Here is a 16,199-nt window from a genome sequence, read left to right on the forward strand (position 1 = left end):
TGGTCCCGCATAACGATTGGGTACGTGCCCGCCGGACGAGTGCCGGACGCCCGGTTGCCGGGAGCTCAGGACGCCGTGGCGTAGCGCTCCGCCAGTACGGCCACGGCCCGGGCCATCGCCTGTCGCAGCGCGGCCGGGCCGAGCACCTCCGCCTCCGTGCCCAGCCGGAGGAGATCGCTCACCGCGACGGCCTCCCCCTCGACCGCCATCTCCACCTCGACCCAGCCGTCCCCGTCCGGCGGCCCGGCGCTCTCCAGGGCCCGGGTGCCGAGCGCGCCGAACTGCATGGGCAGCAGCCGCTGCGCCCGGGGGGAGATCCGCAGCCGGGCCGTGCCCTGGTGGAGCGCGGCCGCCAGCCGCCGGGAGGACTCCTCCCAATAGCCGGCCAGATCGAACCCGGCCGGCCGCTCGAAGACCTCGTCGGTGAGATCCACCGCCAGGAGCCGCGACACCCGGTACGTCCGCACCGTCCCGTCCGCCCGCGCCACCAGGTACCAGAGCCCGCCCTTGAGGACGATGCCGAGCGGGTGCAGCTCCCGGTGCACCTCACCGCCCCAACGCCGGTAGTGCGCCCGGAGGATGCGCTGTTCCCACACCGCCTGGGCGACCGGCGCCAGATGGGGCACCGGATCGGCGTCCCGGAACCACGCCGGTGCGTCGAGGTGGAACCGGTCCTGGATGCGCCGGGTGCTGTCCGCCGCGTCCGCCGGGAGCGCGGCCTGCAACTTCAGCTGAGCGGTCGCCAGCACCGCCCCGAGGCCCAGATCGCGCGCCGGCCCCGGGATTCCGGCGAGGAACAGCGCGCCCGCCTCGGCGTCGGTGAGCCCGGTCAGCCGGGTGCGGTACCCGTCCATCAGGCGGTACCCGCCGGCGGGCCCGCGGTCCACGCACACCGGGACGCCCGACGTGATCAGCGCCTCGACGTCCCGGTAGACCGTACGGACCGACACCTCCAGTTCCGCGGCGAGTTCGGGAGCGGTCAGCCGCCCGCGATTCTGGAGCAGCAACAGCAAGGAGAGGAGCCTGTCGGCGCGCATGGGGCCATTGTCCCGTGGCCCTCCGCCGTACCTGACAGAAGGTGTCAGGTACGGCGGCGATGCTGGTCACGCACCGCAGGCACGAGCCCGTGCCGACGGCCGAACCGAGAGGACCACCATGCCCACGCAGACCACCGGCCACTTCACCTTCGCCAACTGGGAGGAGCGCACGGTCGGCCGGAGCGAGACCAGCCCGAAGCTCGCCCACGCCTCCGTCACCAACGCCTTCTCCGGCGGCATCGAGGCCGCCGACACCGACTGCGAGTACACCATCGTCTACGTCACGGAGAAGACCGGCACCTTCACCGGCATGCAGGTCCTGGCCGGCCGGCTCGACGGACGCGCGGGCACCTTCGTGGTCGAGGAGCGGGGCTCGTTCGAGCCCGACGGGACGGTGCACTGCACCTTCGAGGTCGTACCGGGCGCGGCCACCGGGGAACTGACCGGACTGAGGGGGACCGGCAGCTACACCGCCAAGCCGGGCGCCCCCTCCGTCGCCTACACCTTCCGCTACGACCTGGGCTGACCACGAGCCGCCGGGCGAGGGCCGACCCGCCGCACCACCGGTTACCGGACATCACCCTTACCGGAAACCGTCTCCCCAACTCCCTTGGGGAACAGCAGACTTGACGGTCGCAGGAGATCAGGGACGCGCAGGCGCGCGGGCGAGCGGGAGGCAGCGAGGATGGGGCGTCGTGGGAGCGCGGCGGTTGCGGTGACGGTGCTGTTGTCCGGGCTGCTGCTCGGCGGTGCGCAACCGCCGGCGGCGGCATCCGGGCGGCACGCGCCGGGGGCCATGTCCTCCCGGTCGTGCGGCGCGCGGACGCATATCGAGGTCTTCCGGCCGGGCGGCATACCGCTCCTGGACTGGCGGGAGAACCTGGCCTTCGACGGGCGCGGCACCCTCTGGGTCGCCCACGTCACCCGGCACCGGGTCGAGGGCTACGCCCCCGACGGCACGCTCAAGGCCACCCTCCCGGTCAACGGACCCGGCGGCATCCGGCGCGGCCCGGACGGCCTCATGTACGTCAACTACGGCGTGAATCCGCTGACCACGGGCCTGGGCAGCGGCATCCTGCGCTTCGACCCGGCCGCCGCCCGCCCCAGGGCCGAGCAGGTCGTGGACGGGCTGTCCGGCATCAACGGTCTGGCCATCGACGCCGCCGGCAACCTCTACGTCAGCCGTGAACCGGCCACCGGCGTCCTCAAGTTCCGCCCGGACGGCACCGCGGACGAGCGGTGGACGCGGGCCGCCTCCGTCTTCGGCACCAACGGCCTGGAGATCGTCGGCGACCAGCTCTACGCGAGTGTCCTCACCAGCACCGCGTCACCGATCGTCCGCATCCCCTTGAACGACCCGGCCCGCCACACCACGGTCACCGAGCTGAGCCGCCACCCCTGGGAGGCCAAGCTCCTCGACGACCTCACGTCGTTCCGGGGCGATCTGGTCGTCGCGTCGTTCCGTGCCGGGGAACTCCTCCGGGTGGACCCGGTCACCGGCCGGTCCTGCGTCCTGGTGACGGGCCTGCGGATGCCCACCAGTGTCCGGGTGCCCCTCGGCTTCGGTACGCACGATCCGCGTCATGAGCTCTTCGTCGTCGAGGCATCCGGCCGCATCGTCACGGTGCGGGTCCCCTGACGCGCCGTCGCCGGTGGCCGCCCGCGGGGTGCAGGTCCGCCGTCCATTTCTCCTCGACGCGGCCCCACTTCCACACGGCGAGGGCGACGGCCCAGGTGGCGAGGAAGAGGCCGACGATGGCGAAGCCGAGGGCGTTGAGGTCAAGGCCGGTGATCCAGTCCCAGAAGGCGCCGTGCAGGTGGAGCTTCTCGGCGAGGAGGCCGAGGAGTTCGACGGTGCCGATGATCAGGGCGACGGCGACGGAGAGGCCGGTGATGGTGAGGTTGTAGTAGACCTTGCGGACCGGCTTGGAGAACGCCCAGCCGTAGGCGACGTTCATGAACGAGCCGTCGAGGGTGTCCAGCAGGCACATGCCCGCGGCGAACAGCACGGGCAGGCAGAGGACGGCGTACCAGGGGAGGCCGGAGGCGGCGCCGGAGCCGGCCAGGACGAGCAGGGCGATCTCGGTGGCGGTGTCGAAGCCGAGGCCGAAGAGCAGGCCGAGCGGGTACATGTGCCACGGCTTGGTGATCGACTTCATGGGCCGGCGCAGGAGGCGGTTCATGAACCCGCGGTGGTTCAGCCGCGCCTCCAGCGCCGCCTCGTCGAACCGGCCGGCCCGCATCTGCCGGACCACCTGCCGGATGCCGGCCAGGACGACGAGGTTGAGGGCGGCGATGAGGTAGAGGAAGACGCCGGAGACGGTGCTGCCGACCAGCCCGGTGACGTGGTGCAGCGGGGAGTTGTCGTGCTCCACCGGTCCGGCGAGGGCCTTGATGCCGAGGGAGAGCAGGAAGGCCAGCGCGAAGACGATGCTGGAGTGCCCCAGGGAGAACCAGAAGCCGACCGACAGCGGGCGCCGGCCTTCGCCCATCAGCTTGCGGGTGGTGTTGTCGATGGCGGCGATGTGGTCGGCGTCGAAGGCGTGCCGCATACCGAGGGTGTAGGCGGTGACGCCGATGCCGACCCCGAAGGTCGTGGCGCCCACGCTGTAGTGCGCGGGCGCCACGATCGCCACCAGCGTGAACCAGCCGATGACGTGCAGGGCCAGGATGAACCCGGCCATCCCCGCCCACCGGCCGCACTCCCCGTGGGTCATCGACCGCGTACGGCGCTCCCGCCGGGAGAGCCCGCCTTGCACCACCCCTCCATGCTCCTGCCGGCATGTATTAACTGCAACCTACGTGCAATAAGGGGATCCGGTGGAGGCCCGACCGAGCAGGAAAAACCGCACCCGGACCGCCGTGGACGCCTGCTGGGCGTCGTGCGGTCCGGGTGCGGACAGGTGGGTGGGGCGACCCTCGAAAGGGCGGGTCAGGCCCCCTGGCAAGCCTCAGGCCTGCTTCTTCTTCTCCTCCTGGAGGCGCTTCTCCTTGACGCGCTGCGCTTCCTTGCGGACGTCGGCCTGGGTGGCGCGCTCCCGCTCCAGCCACTCGGGACGCTCCTCCTTCAGCGCGTCGATCTGCTCGGTGGTGAGCGCCTCGGTGATGCCGCCACGGGCGAGACCCGAAATCGAGACGCCCAGCTTCGCCGCGACCACCGGGCGGGGGTGCGGGCCGTTGCGCCGCAGCTCGCGCAGCCACTCGGGCGGATCGGCCTGCAAGGCGTTCAGCTCGGCGCGCGAGACGACGCCCTCCTGGAACTCGGCGGGGGTGGCCTCGAGGTACACACCCAGCTTCTTCGCCGCGGTGGCGGGCTTCATCGTCTGGGTGGTTTGGTGCGACGTCATGCAGCCAAGGATATCGAGCGTATGCGCTACCGCTGACCACGACCGGTTACCCTGGCGGCGTGACAGGCTCGGAAGCATCCCCTTCGTTCCGGCTCGCCTACGTCCCGGGAGTGACCCCCACGAAGTGGGTGCGGATCTGGAACGAGCGGCTGCCCGACATCCCCCTCACCCTCGTGCAGGTGCCCGCCGCCGACGCCTTCGAGGCGCTGCGGAGCGGCGAGGCCGATGCGGGTTTCGTGCGGCTGCCGGTCGACCGGGAGGACCTGGCCGCGATCCCGCTCTACACCGAGACGACGGTGGTCGTGATCCCCAAGGACCACCTCGTGGCGGCGGTCGAGGAGGTCAGCGCCGAGGACCTCGCCGACGAGATCCTGTTGCATCCCCTCGACGACACCCTCGACTGGGAGCGCCCGCCGGGACTGCCCGCGTTCGAGCGGCCCGCCACCACGGCGGACGCCATCGAGCTGGTGGCGGCAGGGGTGGGTCTCCTCGTCGTCCCGCAGTCCCTCGCCCGCCTGCACCACCGCAAGGACCTCACCTACCGGCCGGTATCGGACACCCCCGCCTCGCGGGTCGCGCTGTCCTGGCCGCAGGAGGCCACGACCGACATGGTCGAGGACTTCATCGGGATCGTCCGCGGCCGCACGGTCAACAGCTCCCGCGGCCGGCGCCCGGCCGCCGCCGAACAGTCGTCGAAGGCCAAGCGTGCCGAATCGGGCGGCGCCCGGCGCAAGCCCGCCGCCGGTGCGTCGGCCGGCAAGGCGGGCGGCAGGTCGGCCGGGGCCGGGCGCCGCGGCACCGGAGGTCCGCAAGGCGGCAAGAGCGCCAGAAGCGGCCGGAGCGGCAAACCGCGCCGTCGCTCCTAGCGAGCCCCGCACCTCCCCGTACGCGACCGCCGGGGCCCCGTACGACCCGGCTGGCCCCGCCGGGCTGGCGTGCGCCGCGGTCCGCCCGGAAGCTGGCCTGGTCAGCGGTTCACCGCGCGCCGGCGGCAGCAGGAGGACCTGTGCCTCCGCGGGACGTGCGCCTCGGTAGGAAAGTGCCCCGGGAAGGTGTTCTCCCATGGCGGAGCGATCGCCCCTCATCTATCTGCGTGGGTACGCCGGCCCGCCCAGCGGGGTGGACAAGCAGGTCGACGACCCGTTCTACGGGCTCAACAGCGGCGCCACCCACATCCGCGTGGACGGCGACGGTGCGCCGCGCTTCTACCAGTTCGAGGGGCCGCTGCTGCGGCTGATGATCGACGAGGACTACGAGCTCCTGGTGCGCGGCGATCAGCATGCGTACCTCGAAGCACAGGACGACGGTACGGTCCCGGCCGAGTCCGTCTGGGTGTTCCGTTTCTACGACTACGCCGCCTCCACCTTCGGCACGTCCGTGACGGCGTCCCCGGAGGAATTCGACCTGGAGAAGGCGGCGGAGCGGCTGTACGACTTCGTGCAACTCGTCCGCCGGAAGACCGGCGCCGCCAAGGTGCATCTGGTGGCTCACTCCATGGGTGGCCTGGTGGCCCGCTGCATGATCCAGAAGGTGTCCCGCACCGCGGATCCGAGTGCGGGCACACCGCGTGTTCCCGGTGCCGATCTGGTGGACAAATTCTTCACCTACGGCACTCCGCACGGGGGCATTTCCTTCGACGTCGGCGGGGGACTGGTCGACTGGGCGATGGAGACCTTCGGGCCGGCCGGGTCGGCGATGTTCGCCCCGGACCGGATGTACACCTATCTCACGCCCGGGGCGTCCGACGGCGAGGAACCGCCCGCCGGCTGGCAGCCGCAGGACATCCCGGAATCCGCCTTCGACGTGCAGCGGGTGTTCTGCCTCGTCGGTACCAATGCCGCCGATTACGGACTGGTGGAGAAGGCGGTCGGCCCGCGCAGCGACGGTCTGGTGCACATCGACAACGCCTATGTGCACCAGGCACATCGGGCGTACGTCCACCGCTCCCACTCGGGACGCTACGGACTGGTCAACTCCGAAGAGGGCTACCAGAACCTGCGCCGTTTCCTCTTCGGGCAGTACCAGGTCCGGGTCGATCTGTGCCGGCTCGCCCTGCGCCGGCGCCCCGGTGACGCGGAGACGGTCTGGCAGGCGGAGGCGCGGCTGGCGGTGCGCGGCCTGCCGGTGGTGCTGCACGAGCAGAGCGCGGCGCACTACTGCCCGATTCAACTGAATCAGGAAGCCGCCCAGCACGCCGACGCGGACGGCCGGGTCGCCGCGGTCCCGCTGGCCACCGCATTCCTCCTCGACCCGGAGCAGGCCCGGGCGCGCAGCCAGGAGCAGTCACCGAACCGCGCGCGCTACACGTTGGCGTTGCGGGTGTTCCATCTCGTCGAAAGGAGCGGCCGGTTCTTCTGGGAGGACCACCTGGAGCAGGTGGCCGACTGGGAGGACACGCTCATCGTGGACGTCGGCCACCCTGATCAGGCACCGGACAACGGACTGCACGTGTGGGCCGGGTGGAATTCGGAGGTCGCGGGTGAGGTCGACCGGGTCGATCCGATCAAGCGGGACCCGTGTTCGTTGACCGCCGAGGACGGGGAACTGCACACCGAAATCCCGCTGCCCGGACCGGCCCTTCCTCTTCTCGGCTCCGATTCCTGTCTCCGTCTCACCGTCAGCCGCGTCAGGTGAGCTCGACGAGGGACGAGGACCACTGCTTGAGCGCGGCCTTGTCCTTGAAGTTCCCCACGTTCGTGTCGATCGGGTGATCGGTGAATTGGTGGAAGACCCACGGGTGCCGGATGTCGGGATTACCGGGTTGGCCGTTGTACTGGGCGATCCACAGGCCGTCACCGGCGAACCCGGACTGGTCACGGTGCAGCCAGAAATCCCGGTTGCAGTAGAGGATCACCTTGTGGCCGGCGGCGCGCTGCCGGGCCTCCTTGAGCCAGCTGTCCTTCCAGGCACTTGAGAGGCGCGCGTCCTCCCAGTCGAGGACGAGGATGTCCCCCGCCACGAGGTTGATTTTGGAGAGGAAGAAATCGACCTGGCCCGAGACGGGGCCGGGGCGGCCGAAATGGTAGAACCCGGTCACCAGCCCGGCGTCGCGGGCGGTCTTCCGCTGGCCGACCCAGTTCTTGTTGGTGAATCCGGTCCCTTCGGTGATCTTGATGAACACGAAGTCGGAGCCGGCGGTCCGGTACTTCTCCGGCTGGAATGCCGAGACATCGATTCCTTTGATGGTCATGATCGTTCCCTGTGAGGGCCCATGGCGAGGGGAGCATGGTGAGGGGCATGGGGGCGTGCGCGGGCGGTTGGCCGGGTGCCGGTCGTGGGGCCGTCAGCCCGTCTGCCGGCGGAACGCCTGCCGCGCCAGGGCGTCGTCGGGGGGAAGGACGGCGCCCTTCCACTCCTCGGCCCGTGCTTCGGGCTCCGCACCCGCGGCGGAACGGGGTGCGGCGGCCGCGGGCGGAGCGACGAGGCACTCCGCGTAGGAAGAGCTGGGATGGGCCGCGAGGACGCGCACCCTGCCGTCCCCGGAGCCGCGCGGTGCGACCGGCACGACCGCCACCGAGAAGCCCTTCTCGTCGGTGACGAACAGCTCGAAGTCGTCATGGCGGAAGTGGTCGATGTCCACGATCGGCTTCGGGTAATGGTGGTATCCGGCCGCTTTCGGAAGCACCCCGGAGTGGGTACCGGCGGGCAGCGGAACCGAGGCGTTGAATATCGAGTCCGTCCACTCGGCCACCTGGTCGGCATTCTTTATGGCGGTGGTCAGGAGTCGTTCGCCGTCGTCGTAGCCGAAGCTCGCATAACCGGGCAGGGTGTCCGGGAACGCGCCGACCACCCGGGCAGCGCACTGGCGCACGCGGTCCACCTTCGCTGGGTCCGCGCAGAATTGCGCCGACCACTCGATGCCGAGCGGGAGGAACAGGCAGATCCAGCCGTCGTTGTCCTTGACCCAGACCCCGCCGCCGTGGTGGTCCTGGTACGGGCCGGGGGCGAACGTCCAGTCGTCCGTCGTGGCGACGAGCTCCCGCATCAGCTTGCGGCTGGCTATGTACTGTGCACTGTCGCTGCGGGGCGGATGGTCGGCGATGGATATGGTCCAGGGGAAGTCTTCGTGTTCCGGGTGTGACCGTGCCGGGCTGTTCATGACGATCTCCTTGTCGAAAACCCGATACCTGGGCTTCAACAACACCCGGAAGCACCTCGGTCCCGCTCCGTGGACCGGCTCAGCTCACTTCGACGAGGCGAAAGTTGAAGCCGCGAGCGCCTCGAACTCCTCGATCCGGCGATGCTTCGGAAATTCCCTGCTCTACGGGCGATGCTACCCCTGGCCCGGTGCCGGTGCGCGGCGTAGCGGCCCTGCGCAGAGTCCGTAGTGGCCGGTGCAGTCGGCGCCGTTGATGCACGTGACGTAGTTGGCGTGGTTACCGGGCGGGAACCTCAGAAGAAGCGCAATTATTGCCCGCAGGCGTTGCTGCGCTGATCAACCGCTGTCAGGGTTTCGGAAATCTCAACCCTCGTCGAGAGATCCCCGGAGGCGTCTTGCCTGTCCGTCGTCGTGTCGTGGTCGCCGCCGCATCCGTTGTCGCGGTCACCGTTCCCCTCGTCTTCTCCCTCAGCGCAGGTGCCCAGCCGGGCACCGGGTCCGCGTCCCGTGCCGCGTTGGCCGGGTCGGAAACCGGACTTGAGCCGCCTGCCAAGGAGTCCGTCGCCACCGGCAGCGGCGGCGCCGTCTCCAGCGTCAACCCCTATGCGTCCCGGGCCGGCATCGAAGTGCTGCGGCACGGCGGCAACGCCGCCGACGCCGCGGTCGCCACCGCCGCGGCCCTGGGCGTCGTCGAGCCGTACTCGGCGGGCATCGGGGGCGGCGGCTACTTCACGTACTACAACGCCCGTACCGGCAAGGTCAGCACGATCGACGGCCGGGAGACCGCGCCGGCCCGGATGAAGTCGGACGCGTTCGTCGATCCTGCGACGGGCAAGCCGATTCCGTTCCCCGAAGCCGTCAACTCCGGTCTGTCCGTGGGAGTTCCGGGTACGCCGGCGACCTGGCGGAAGGCACTGCGCGACTGGGGAACGCTCTCCCCGGCCAAGGCCCTGCGGCCCGCGACGCGGATCGCCGAGGACGGTTTCGTCGTCAACGAGGAATTCCGCGCCCAGACCGAGATGAACGAGAAGCGTTTCCGGAACATCTCCTCCACCGCGAAGCTCTTCCTTCCGCACGGCAAACTCCCGGTCGTCGGTTCCCGCTTCCGCAACCCGGACCTCGCCCGTACGTACCGGCAACTCGCCCACGAAGGCATGGACGCGCTCTACAAGGGCGCGATCGGCCGCGATGTCGTCCGGACCGTCCAGCACCCACCGGTGGCCCCCGGTGCCGATGCGAAGGTCCGCCCCGGTCTGATGGCGGCCGGTGACCTCGCGAAGTACACCGCACTGCGCCGCGAGCCGACCCACACCACCTACCGCGGCCTCGACGTCTACTCCATGGCGCCCTCGTCGTCCGGCGGCACCACCGTTGGTGAGGCCCTCAACATCCTGGGGAACTTCCACCTCTCCGCGGCCGACCGGGTCCAGGCGCTCCACCACTACCTCGAAGCCAGCCGCATCGCGTTCGCCGACCGCAACCGGTGGGTGGGCGACCCGGCCTTCTCCGACGTGCCCACCAAGGAACTGATGGCGAAGAAGTTCGCCAAGGAACGCGCCTGCCTGATCAAGCCGACCAGCACCCTGACCAGCCCGGTCGCGCCCGCGGACCCGCGGCATCCCGGTAACGGCTGCACCAAGGGATCCGGCAACCACGAGCCCTACGAAGGCCCTTCGACCACGCACCTGGTGGCGTCCGACCGCTGGGGCAACGTGGTGTCGTACACCCTCACCATCGAGCAGACCGGCGGCTCGGCGATCACCGTCCCCGGACGCGGCTTCCTGCTCAACAACGAACTGACCGACTTCGACTTCACGCCGCTCGCCCAGGGCGTGCCCGACCCCAACCTGCCCGGACCCGGCAAGCGGCCGCGCAGCAGCATGTCCCCGGTGATCGTCCTGAAGGACGGCAAGCCGCGTTACGCCGTCGGCTCGCCCGGAGGCGCCACGATCATCACGACCGTGCTGCAGACCCTGGTCAACCGCATCGACCTGGGGATGACCCTGCCCGAAGCGGTCGCCGCACCGCGGATCTCGCAGCGCAACCGCCCGGACACCGAGGCGGAGCCGGCGTTCCTCAAGTCCCCCGAGCGCGCGGCCCTGGAACGGCTCGGCCAGCACTTCGTCGAGGCCCCGAAGACCTTCACCCCGTCACCGGAGATCGGTGCGGTCGCCGCCCTGGAGTTCCTCCGCGACGGCCGGACCCAGGCGGTCGCCGAACCGAAGCGCCGGGGCGGCGGGTCCGCGATGGTGCTCCACCAGACGGGCGGTGCGGCGGGAGCCGCCCACTAGGAACGGACCGTCCTTCTCGCTCCCTCGGGCCCGCGGCGTTCGCCAGCCGCGGGCCCGAGTGCCGTGCGCTTCCGGTCAGCTGAGCGTGCGCAGCGCCGCCGGACCGGCGGAGCCGCGCGGTCCGCCCGGTTGGCATACTTGCCCATCGGCGCGACGTGTTGATTCCCGCAGATGAGGAGCAGTCATGGCCGACCAGCCCACCGCCCAGAAGACCACCTTCCGGACGGTCTTCGAAGTGGGCCCCGACGCCCTGGCGCAGACACAGCGCATCGCCGACACCTTCCAGCGCGCGCTCGCCGGCCGGGCGACGGACGGTCCCGACTTCGGCGCCGTCAGCCGCGCGGCCGGGACACTCCCCGACAGCGCGACGGTCAAGATCATCCCCGGCTGGGGACTCCAGGAGACCGCCCCGGTCGGCGTCATGGTGCTCTCTCTCAGGGAGACCGTTCGCCAGGGGCTGGGGCAGTCCTTCGGCAACCCGGCCTTCTGGGAAAAGGCCGAGGCGGCGCTTGCCGATGCGTTCGTCGGCGGAGAGGTCGTCGACGGCACCAATTACCCCTGCAACCTGCTGTTCGCGCTCCAGGACGAGGAGACCGAGGGCTTTGTGCACGCCGTTGCCCTCTGTGCGGATGTGACCCTCGCGCGGGACACCGCGCAGGCCCGCCCGCTGACCCTCGACGACACCGCACGCTTCACCATCCGGCTGAACGCCCTCGGGGTGCGCCAGGCACTCCAGCCCGTCGGCTGACCCGTCGGCCGCCCGACCCTCACGGGAACCGGGGCGTGGCACCGCGCCACGCCCCGGTGCCTCGGGGTCCCGGCTTCACCCGCGCCGCCGAAGAGCTGCACCTCTCCCAGCCCACGCTCTCCCAGCAGATCAAGCATCTGGAGAAGGCCCTCGGCGTCCGGTTGCTGGACCGCACCGGCCGCACGGTGCGGCTGACCGATGCCGGCGAGACCTACGTCCACCACGCCCGGCGCGCCCTGCAGGACCTGGCGGCGGGCGAACGGGGCGTCCTGGACGTGCAGGACCTCTCCCGCGGCCCTCTACGGCTCGCGGTGCCCCCCACCTTCACCGCCTATCTCACCGGCCCGCTGGTGGCCGACTTCTACGCCCGGCGCCCCGGCATCAGCCTGGAGGTGCGGGAGATGACCCAGGACCGCATCGAGGCCGAACTCCTCGGCGACCGCCTCGACCTCGGGATCGCCTTCGCCGGCTCCCATCTGCCCGGCGTCCGGGCCACCGCGCTGTGCACCGAGACCCTCAGCCTCGTCGTCGGGCCCCGGCACCCGGACCTCGGCACCGCCGGGCCCCAGCCGGTCAGCGCCCTCGACGACCGTCAACTCGCCCTGCTCAGCAGCGATTTCGCCACCCGACGGCACATCGACGCCTACCTCGCCCGGCACGGGGCACGACCCCGGATCGCGGTGGAGGCGAACTCCCTCCTCGCCCTCACCGAAATCGTCCGGCGCGGCCCGCTCGCCACCGTCCTGCCCGATGCCCTCACCCGCGACCACCCGCACCTGGCGCCCCTCGCGCTCGCCCCGGCGCTGCCCGCCCGCACCGTCACCCTGCTCCGCCGCGAGACGACGTACCAGAGCGCGGCCGCCCGCGCCTTCACCCGGCTGACCACCCGCTGGGCCCGCGCCCACGGCTTCCCCGAGGCCTGAGGAAGGGCATCAGCCCGCCGGGCTTGAAACTGCCGTAGCGGCAGCTTCTACCGTTCTGCCAGGGCCGGAAGGACCGGCCCGGTGAAGCACTCGTGAGGGAGGCGGCGATGGCCTGGCCGACCGCGGAGGTGGCACGGATGTCGGGCGTGACGGCCCGGACGCTGCGGCACTACGACGAGATCGGCCTGCTGCCGCCGGCCCGGATCGGCGCGAACGGCCATCGCTACTACGAGGAGCGCCAGCTGCTGCGGCTGCAGCAGATCCTCGTACTGCGGGCGCTGGGCCTGGGGCTGACCGAGATCGGCCGGGTCCTGGCCGAGCAGGTCGACGAACTCCAGGCGCTGCGCGGTCATCACCGCCGGCTGCTCGCCGAGCGCGACCGGCTCGACGCCCTGGCCGGCACCGTCGCCCGCACGCTCACCGAACTGGAGCAGTCAAGAAAGGACGGCAGCCCCATGGCCGGCATCAACCGACCGGAGAACCTCTTCGAGGGCGTCCGGCCCGACCAGTACGGGCCGAACCTGCGGGAGTTCCCGGAGCTGGCCGCGGAGGTCGAGCGGCACGCGTCGACGATGACCGAGGCCGAGATCGACGCCGGGCACCGGGCGCGTACGGCACAGATGATCCGGCTGGCCGAGCTGATGGCCACCGGTGAGCCCGCCGGCTCCGACGCGGTCCAGGCGCACATCGATGCCCAGTACCGGACCCTGGCCGGGATCCGGGAGGTCTCGACCGAGGAGCACCGGGCCATCGGACGTGCCTGTGTGGAGAACGCGCAGTGGCGCGCCGCATACGAGGCGATCGCGCCGGGCCTGGCCGCGTACCAGCGCGACGCCATCGAGGTGTACGCCACCAGTCGGCAGAACTGAGCGGAAGGGGGCTGTCGTTGTGGGGGCGCGTACCCACCGGCGGCGGCTCTGACCGACCCCTCGCGATTACCACAAGTCACCTTTTTCTGCCCCCGATTTCGCCCCAGATCGAAGAGATGGTGCGACCGCGGAATCTGGTGAAAAATCCTGTGGCGACCGCCCTACGGCACCTCGCGCCGCATACCGCCGGGTTGCCGTACAGCGGTCATGCAGACCAGACCACCAGGGGGAAAACCATGCGAAAGATCACCAAGGCCGCCGCGCTGGCGTTCGCCGTCGGTGCGCTGGCCACGGTCGGTGCGACCGGCGCCAACGCCGCCCAGGCCGCGGGCAGCCTGCACGGCTGCCCGTCCGGGGCCGTCTGCGTCTACCCGCAGAACGCCGGGTGGAACGGCGACCGCCCGTCCCTCGCCTTCTACAGCTACGGGCCCCACAACCTCAGCAACCAGGTGGGGCAGCACTATGTCCTGAACAACCAGACCGGCGGCGCGACGGCCCGCACCTGCACCGGCTACAACGGCACGGGCGACTGCCAGGGTTACCTCTGGGCCGGCTACTACATCGACAAGGACCTGACGCCGATCAACTCGATCCTCCTCGTCCGGCCGTGAAGCGGTAAATGCCGTACGCCGCACGTGAGTTGCCTGTGCCGGGCCTCTGGCGAAGAGGTCCGGCCCAGGCGTTCGCGCGGCACGGCACGGCGTCGCAGCCGCCCCCGTGCCCTCTTGCGGCGGATCGCCGGAATGTAGTCCGCTGCCCCTCATGGGAAAGCTGCCCCTCATGAAAAGCCGGAGCGTGGTCACGCTGCTCGCCGCCCTGGGTGCCGGAGCCCTCGTCATCTCAGGAGCGCCGCAGCCACCCGCCGAAGCCGCTACCGCCGCGCATCACGTCAACTCCCCATATCTCAAAGGCCATCCCGCGGTGCCGCCCGGGCTCGATCATCTCGACACCGTGACCATCCCGGAGTTACAGGCGCGGATGGCGGACGGTTCGCTTACCCCGTCCGCGCTGACCCGGGCCTATCTGCGGCGGATCGCGACCATCGACCCCGTGATCCACGCGGTGCTGCGCACCGACCCGACGGCCCTGCGCCAGGCGGCCGCCAGTGATGCCAGGCACCGGCACGGCCACACCCGCGGCCCGCTCGACGGCATTCCCGTCCTGCTCAAGGACAACGTGGACACCCACGACATGCCGACCACGGCCGGCTCGCTCGCGCTCACCGGCACCCCACCGGACCGCGACGCCGCCCTGGTGACCCGGCTGCGGGACGCGGGGGCGGTGATCCTCGGCAAGACCAACCTCTCCGAGTGGGCGAACTTCCGCGCGGAGAAGCCGACATCCGGGTGGTCGGCGGTGGGCGGGCAGACCCACAACCCGTACGTCCTGGACCGGAATCCCTGCGGGTCGTCCGCCGGTTCGGCCGCCGCGCTCGCCGCGTCGTTGTCGCAGGTGGCGATCGGCACCGAAACCGACGGCTCGATCGTCTGCCCCGCCGGAATGAACGGGGTGGTCGGCCACAAACCCACCCTCGGGCTGGTCAGCCGGTCCGGCGTGGTGCCGATCTCCGCCGAACAGGACACCGCCGGGCCCATGGCGCGCAATGTCACCGATGTCGCGCTCACCCTCGCGGTGCTCAGCGGCGACGACAGCGTCCGCCCCAGTACGCCCGGCGGCACCAGCGGAACCAGCGGCCCCGGCGGTCTGCGCGGAAAGCGGATCGGTCTGTGGCGGTTGCCCTCGCTCGGTCCGAAGGTCGACGCCCTGATGACCCGTACGGCACAGAGGCTGCGCTCCGCGGGAGCCGAGGTCGTCGAGGTGACGCCCCCGTACCAGGACCGGCTCGCCGAGCTCGAATTCCCGGCGCTGTTCAGCGAATTCCACCGGGACATCGACGCCTACCTCGCCACCCGCCACGGGCCGCGGAACCTCGCCGGGCTCATCGCCTTCGACCGCACCCACCCGGCCGAACGGACCTGCTTCGCCGGTCAGGAACTGTTCGAGCGGGCACTCGCCGCGCCGCCCACCACCGACCCCGCCTACCGGGCGAAGCGCGCCGAGTTGCGGGACCTGTCCCGGCGTTCCCTCGACGAGACCATCGCCGCCCACCGTCTGGACGCCATCGCCGCGCCGACCAACCCGCCCGCCTGGACGACCGATTGCGCGCGGGGCGACAACGACGTGATCCCGTCCTCCACGCCGGCGGCCGTGGCCGGTTACCCGTCCCTGTCGGTGCCCGCCGGGTTCGTCGACGAGCTGCCGGTCGGCCTGCTCCTGATGGCCGGTGGCCACCGGGACGCCGCGCTGCTGTCGTTGGGGGCCGCGGTGGAGCACCGCCTGCACGCCTGGCGAGCGCCGCGCTACCTGCCGTCGGTGGGCCCGGAGCGCTCCTGAGGCTGAGCGGACCGCGGGCGCGGCTCGGGCGTGGCCAGGGCCCGCCGGTTGTGCCACCACGGCACGAGCTGGACCACGCCGAACGCCACCTCGACGACGAAGAACGGCCACAGCACCCGCGGGGCCCCGTGGGCCAGCGCGTATGCCTGCCAGGAAGCGAACAGCATGCGCGCGGCGGCGTCGAACAGTCCGTGCACCGGCAGCGGCCGGACGACGCGCAGCAGCGCCCGGACGACCACCACCGAACCCATCAGATTCGCCAACAGGGTCTGCAGGGGTTCGCGGGGCGGCATGGCGCCCAGTCCGAGCGCGCCACCCCACGACGACAGCGCGCCGTGCACCAGCGCGTAGGTCCACGGGGTCGCGAACCCCGCCGTGACGACGAGGTCGTACCAGGCACTCGTGCGCACCACGCGCAGATAGGACGGGCGGGACGGGGCGACAAGGCGTATCACGGCGCGACTCCTGGTGTTCTCCTGGCCCGGTCCTGG

Annotated in this window: 16 protein-coding genes; 10 read left to right on the plus strand and 6 right to left on the minus strand. The window is 71.1% G+C overall.

What is annotated here, in order from left to right; all coding sequences use genetic code 11:
- Window positions 1-65 precede the first annotated feature (65 nt).
- Window positions 66-1,037, minus strand: coding sequence for a WYL domain-containing protein (locus tag AB0E02_RS19945; RefSeq protein WP_362141122.1), 972 nt, complete (start codon window positions 1,035-1,037; stop codon window positions 66-68).
- A 118-nt stretch (window positions 1,038-1,155) separates the two neighbouring features.
- Here AB0E02_RS19945 and AB0E02_RS19950 point away from each other — a divergent pair, with 118 nt between their 5' ends.
- Complete coding sequence (locus AB0E02_RS19950) at window positions 1,156-1,563, plus strand: DUF3224 domain-containing protein (RefSeq protein WP_362141124.1); 408 nt, start codon at window positions 1,156-1,158, stop codon at window positions 1,561-1,563.
- Window positions 1,564-1,722: 159 nt separating this feature from the next.
- Window positions 1,723-2,676: a hypothetical protein gene (locus AB0E02_RS19955; RefSeq protein ID WP_362141126.1), complete on the plus strand. Its 954-nt coding sequence runs from the start codon at window positions 1,723-1,725 to the stop codon at window positions 2,674-2,676.
- Here AB0E02_RS19955 and AB0E02_RS19960 read toward each other — a convergent pair.
- Together AB0E02_RS19960 and AB0E02_RS19965 are read right to left on the minus strand one after the other, a co-directional pair.
- A complete protein-coding gene (locus AB0E02_RS19960) occupies window positions 2,657-3,754 on the minus strand; it encodes a HoxN/HupN/NixA family nickel/cobalt transporter (RefSeq protein WP_362141296.1) in 1,098 nt (365 codons plus the stop codon). The two genes, AB0E02_RS19955 and AB0E02_RS19960, sit on opposite strands and share 20 nt — an antisense overlap.
- A gap of 234 nt (window positions 3,755-3,988) precedes the next feature.
- Complete coding sequence (locus tag AB0E02_RS19965) at window positions 3,989-4,384, minus strand: DUF5997 family protein (protein WP_030412722.1); 396 nt, start codon at window positions 4,382-4,384, stop codon at window positions 3,989-3,991.
- Between the two features lie 59 nt (window positions 4,385-4,443).
- Between AB0E02_RS19965 and AB0E02_RS19970 the strand changes: the two genes are divergently transcribed.
- The gene (locus AB0E02_RS19970; RefSeq protein ID WP_362141128.1) at window positions 4,444-5,250 is read left to right on the plus strand and encodes a LysR family substrate-binding domain-containing protein; all 807 of its coding nucleotides are present in this window, start codon (window positions 4,444-4,446) and stop codon (window positions 5,248-5,250) included.
- A gap of 196 nt (window positions 5,251-5,446) precedes the next feature.
- Window positions 5,447-7,018, plus strand: coding sequence for a hypothetical protein (locus AB0E02_RS19975; protein WP_362141129.1), 1,572 nt, complete (start codon window positions 5,447-5,449; stop codon window positions 7,016-7,018).
- Here the strand turns inward: AB0E02_RS19975 and AB0E02_RS19980 are convergent.
- A complete protein-coding gene (locus AB0E02_RS19980) occupies window positions 7,011-7,574 on the minus strand; it encodes a glycoside hydrolase family 25 protein (protein ID WP_362141131.1) in 564 nt (187 codons plus the stop codon). The genes AB0E02_RS19975 and AB0E02_RS19980 overlap by 8 nt on opposite strands.
- A gap of 93 nt (window positions 7,575-7,667) precedes the next feature.
- Complete coding sequence (locus AB0E02_RS19985) at window positions 7,668-8,483, minus strand: DUF6424 family protein (RefSeq protein WP_362141132.1); 816 nt, start codon at window positions 8,481-8,483, stop codon at window positions 7,668-7,670.
- Window positions 8,484-8,878: 395 nt separating this feature from the next.
- On the opposite strand from AB0E02_RS19985, the gene ggt reads away from it, so the two are divergent.
- The 6 genes from ggt to AB0E02_RS20015 all read left to right on the plus strand — a co-directional run bounded on the left by ggt (window position 8,879) and on the right by AB0E02_RS20015 (window position 15,708).
- Window positions 8,879-10,774: a gamma-glutamyltransferase gene (gene ggt, locus AB0E02_RS19990; RefSeq protein ID WP_362141134.1), complete on the plus strand. Its 1,896-nt coding sequence runs from the start codon at window positions 8,879-8,881 to the stop codon at window positions 10,772-10,774.
- A 184-nt stretch (window positions 10,775-10,958) separates the two neighbouring features.
- Complete coding sequence (locus AB0E02_RS19995) at window positions 10,959-11,522, plus strand: Type-2Aa cytolytic delta-endotoxin (RefSeq protein WP_362141136.1); 564 nt, start codon at window positions 10,959-10,961, stop codon at window positions 11,520-11,522.
- A gap of 35 nt (window positions 11,523-11,557) precedes the next feature.
- A complete protein-coding gene (cynR, locus tag AB0E02_RS20000; protein WP_362141138.1) occupies window positions 11,558-12,445 on the plus strand; it encodes a transcriptional regulator CynR in 888 nt (295 codons plus the stop codon).
- A gap of 107 nt (window positions 12,446-12,552) precedes the next feature.
- Window positions 12,553-13,314 carry a MerR family transcriptional regulator gene (locus AB0E02_RS20005; RefSeq protein ID WP_362141140.1) on the plus strand — a complete coding sequence of 254 codons (762 nt, stop codon included), beginning with the start codon at window positions 12,553-12,555 and terminating at the stop codon, window positions 13,312-13,314.
- Between the two features lie 236 nt (window positions 13,315-13,550).
- Complete coding sequence (locus AB0E02_RS20010) at window positions 13,551-13,925, plus strand: hypothetical protein (protein WP_362141142.1); 375 nt, start codon at window positions 13,551-13,553, stop codon at window positions 13,923-13,925.
- Between the two features lie 169 nt (window positions 13,926-14,094).
- Window positions 14,095-15,708, plus strand: coding sequence for an amidase (locus AB0E02_RS20015; protein WP_362141144.1), 1,614 nt, complete (start codon window positions 14,095-14,097; stop codon window positions 15,706-15,708).
- Here AB0E02_RS20015 and AB0E02_RS20020 read toward each other — a convergent pair.
- A complete protein-coding gene (locus AB0E02_RS20020; RefSeq protein ID WP_362141146.1) occupies window positions 15,675-16,163 on the minus strand; it encodes a hypothetical protein in 489 nt (162 codons plus the stop codon). The genes AB0E02_RS20015 and AB0E02_RS20020 overlap by 34 nt on opposite strands.
- Between the last annotated feature and the right edge of the window lie 36 nt (window positions 16,164-16,199).

It is taken from the genome of Streptomyces sp. NPDC048196 (assembly GCF_040652715.1).
Classification (GTDB): Bacteria; Actinomycetota; Actinomycetes; order Streptomycetales; family Streptomycetaceae; genus Streptomyces; species Streptomyces siderophoricus.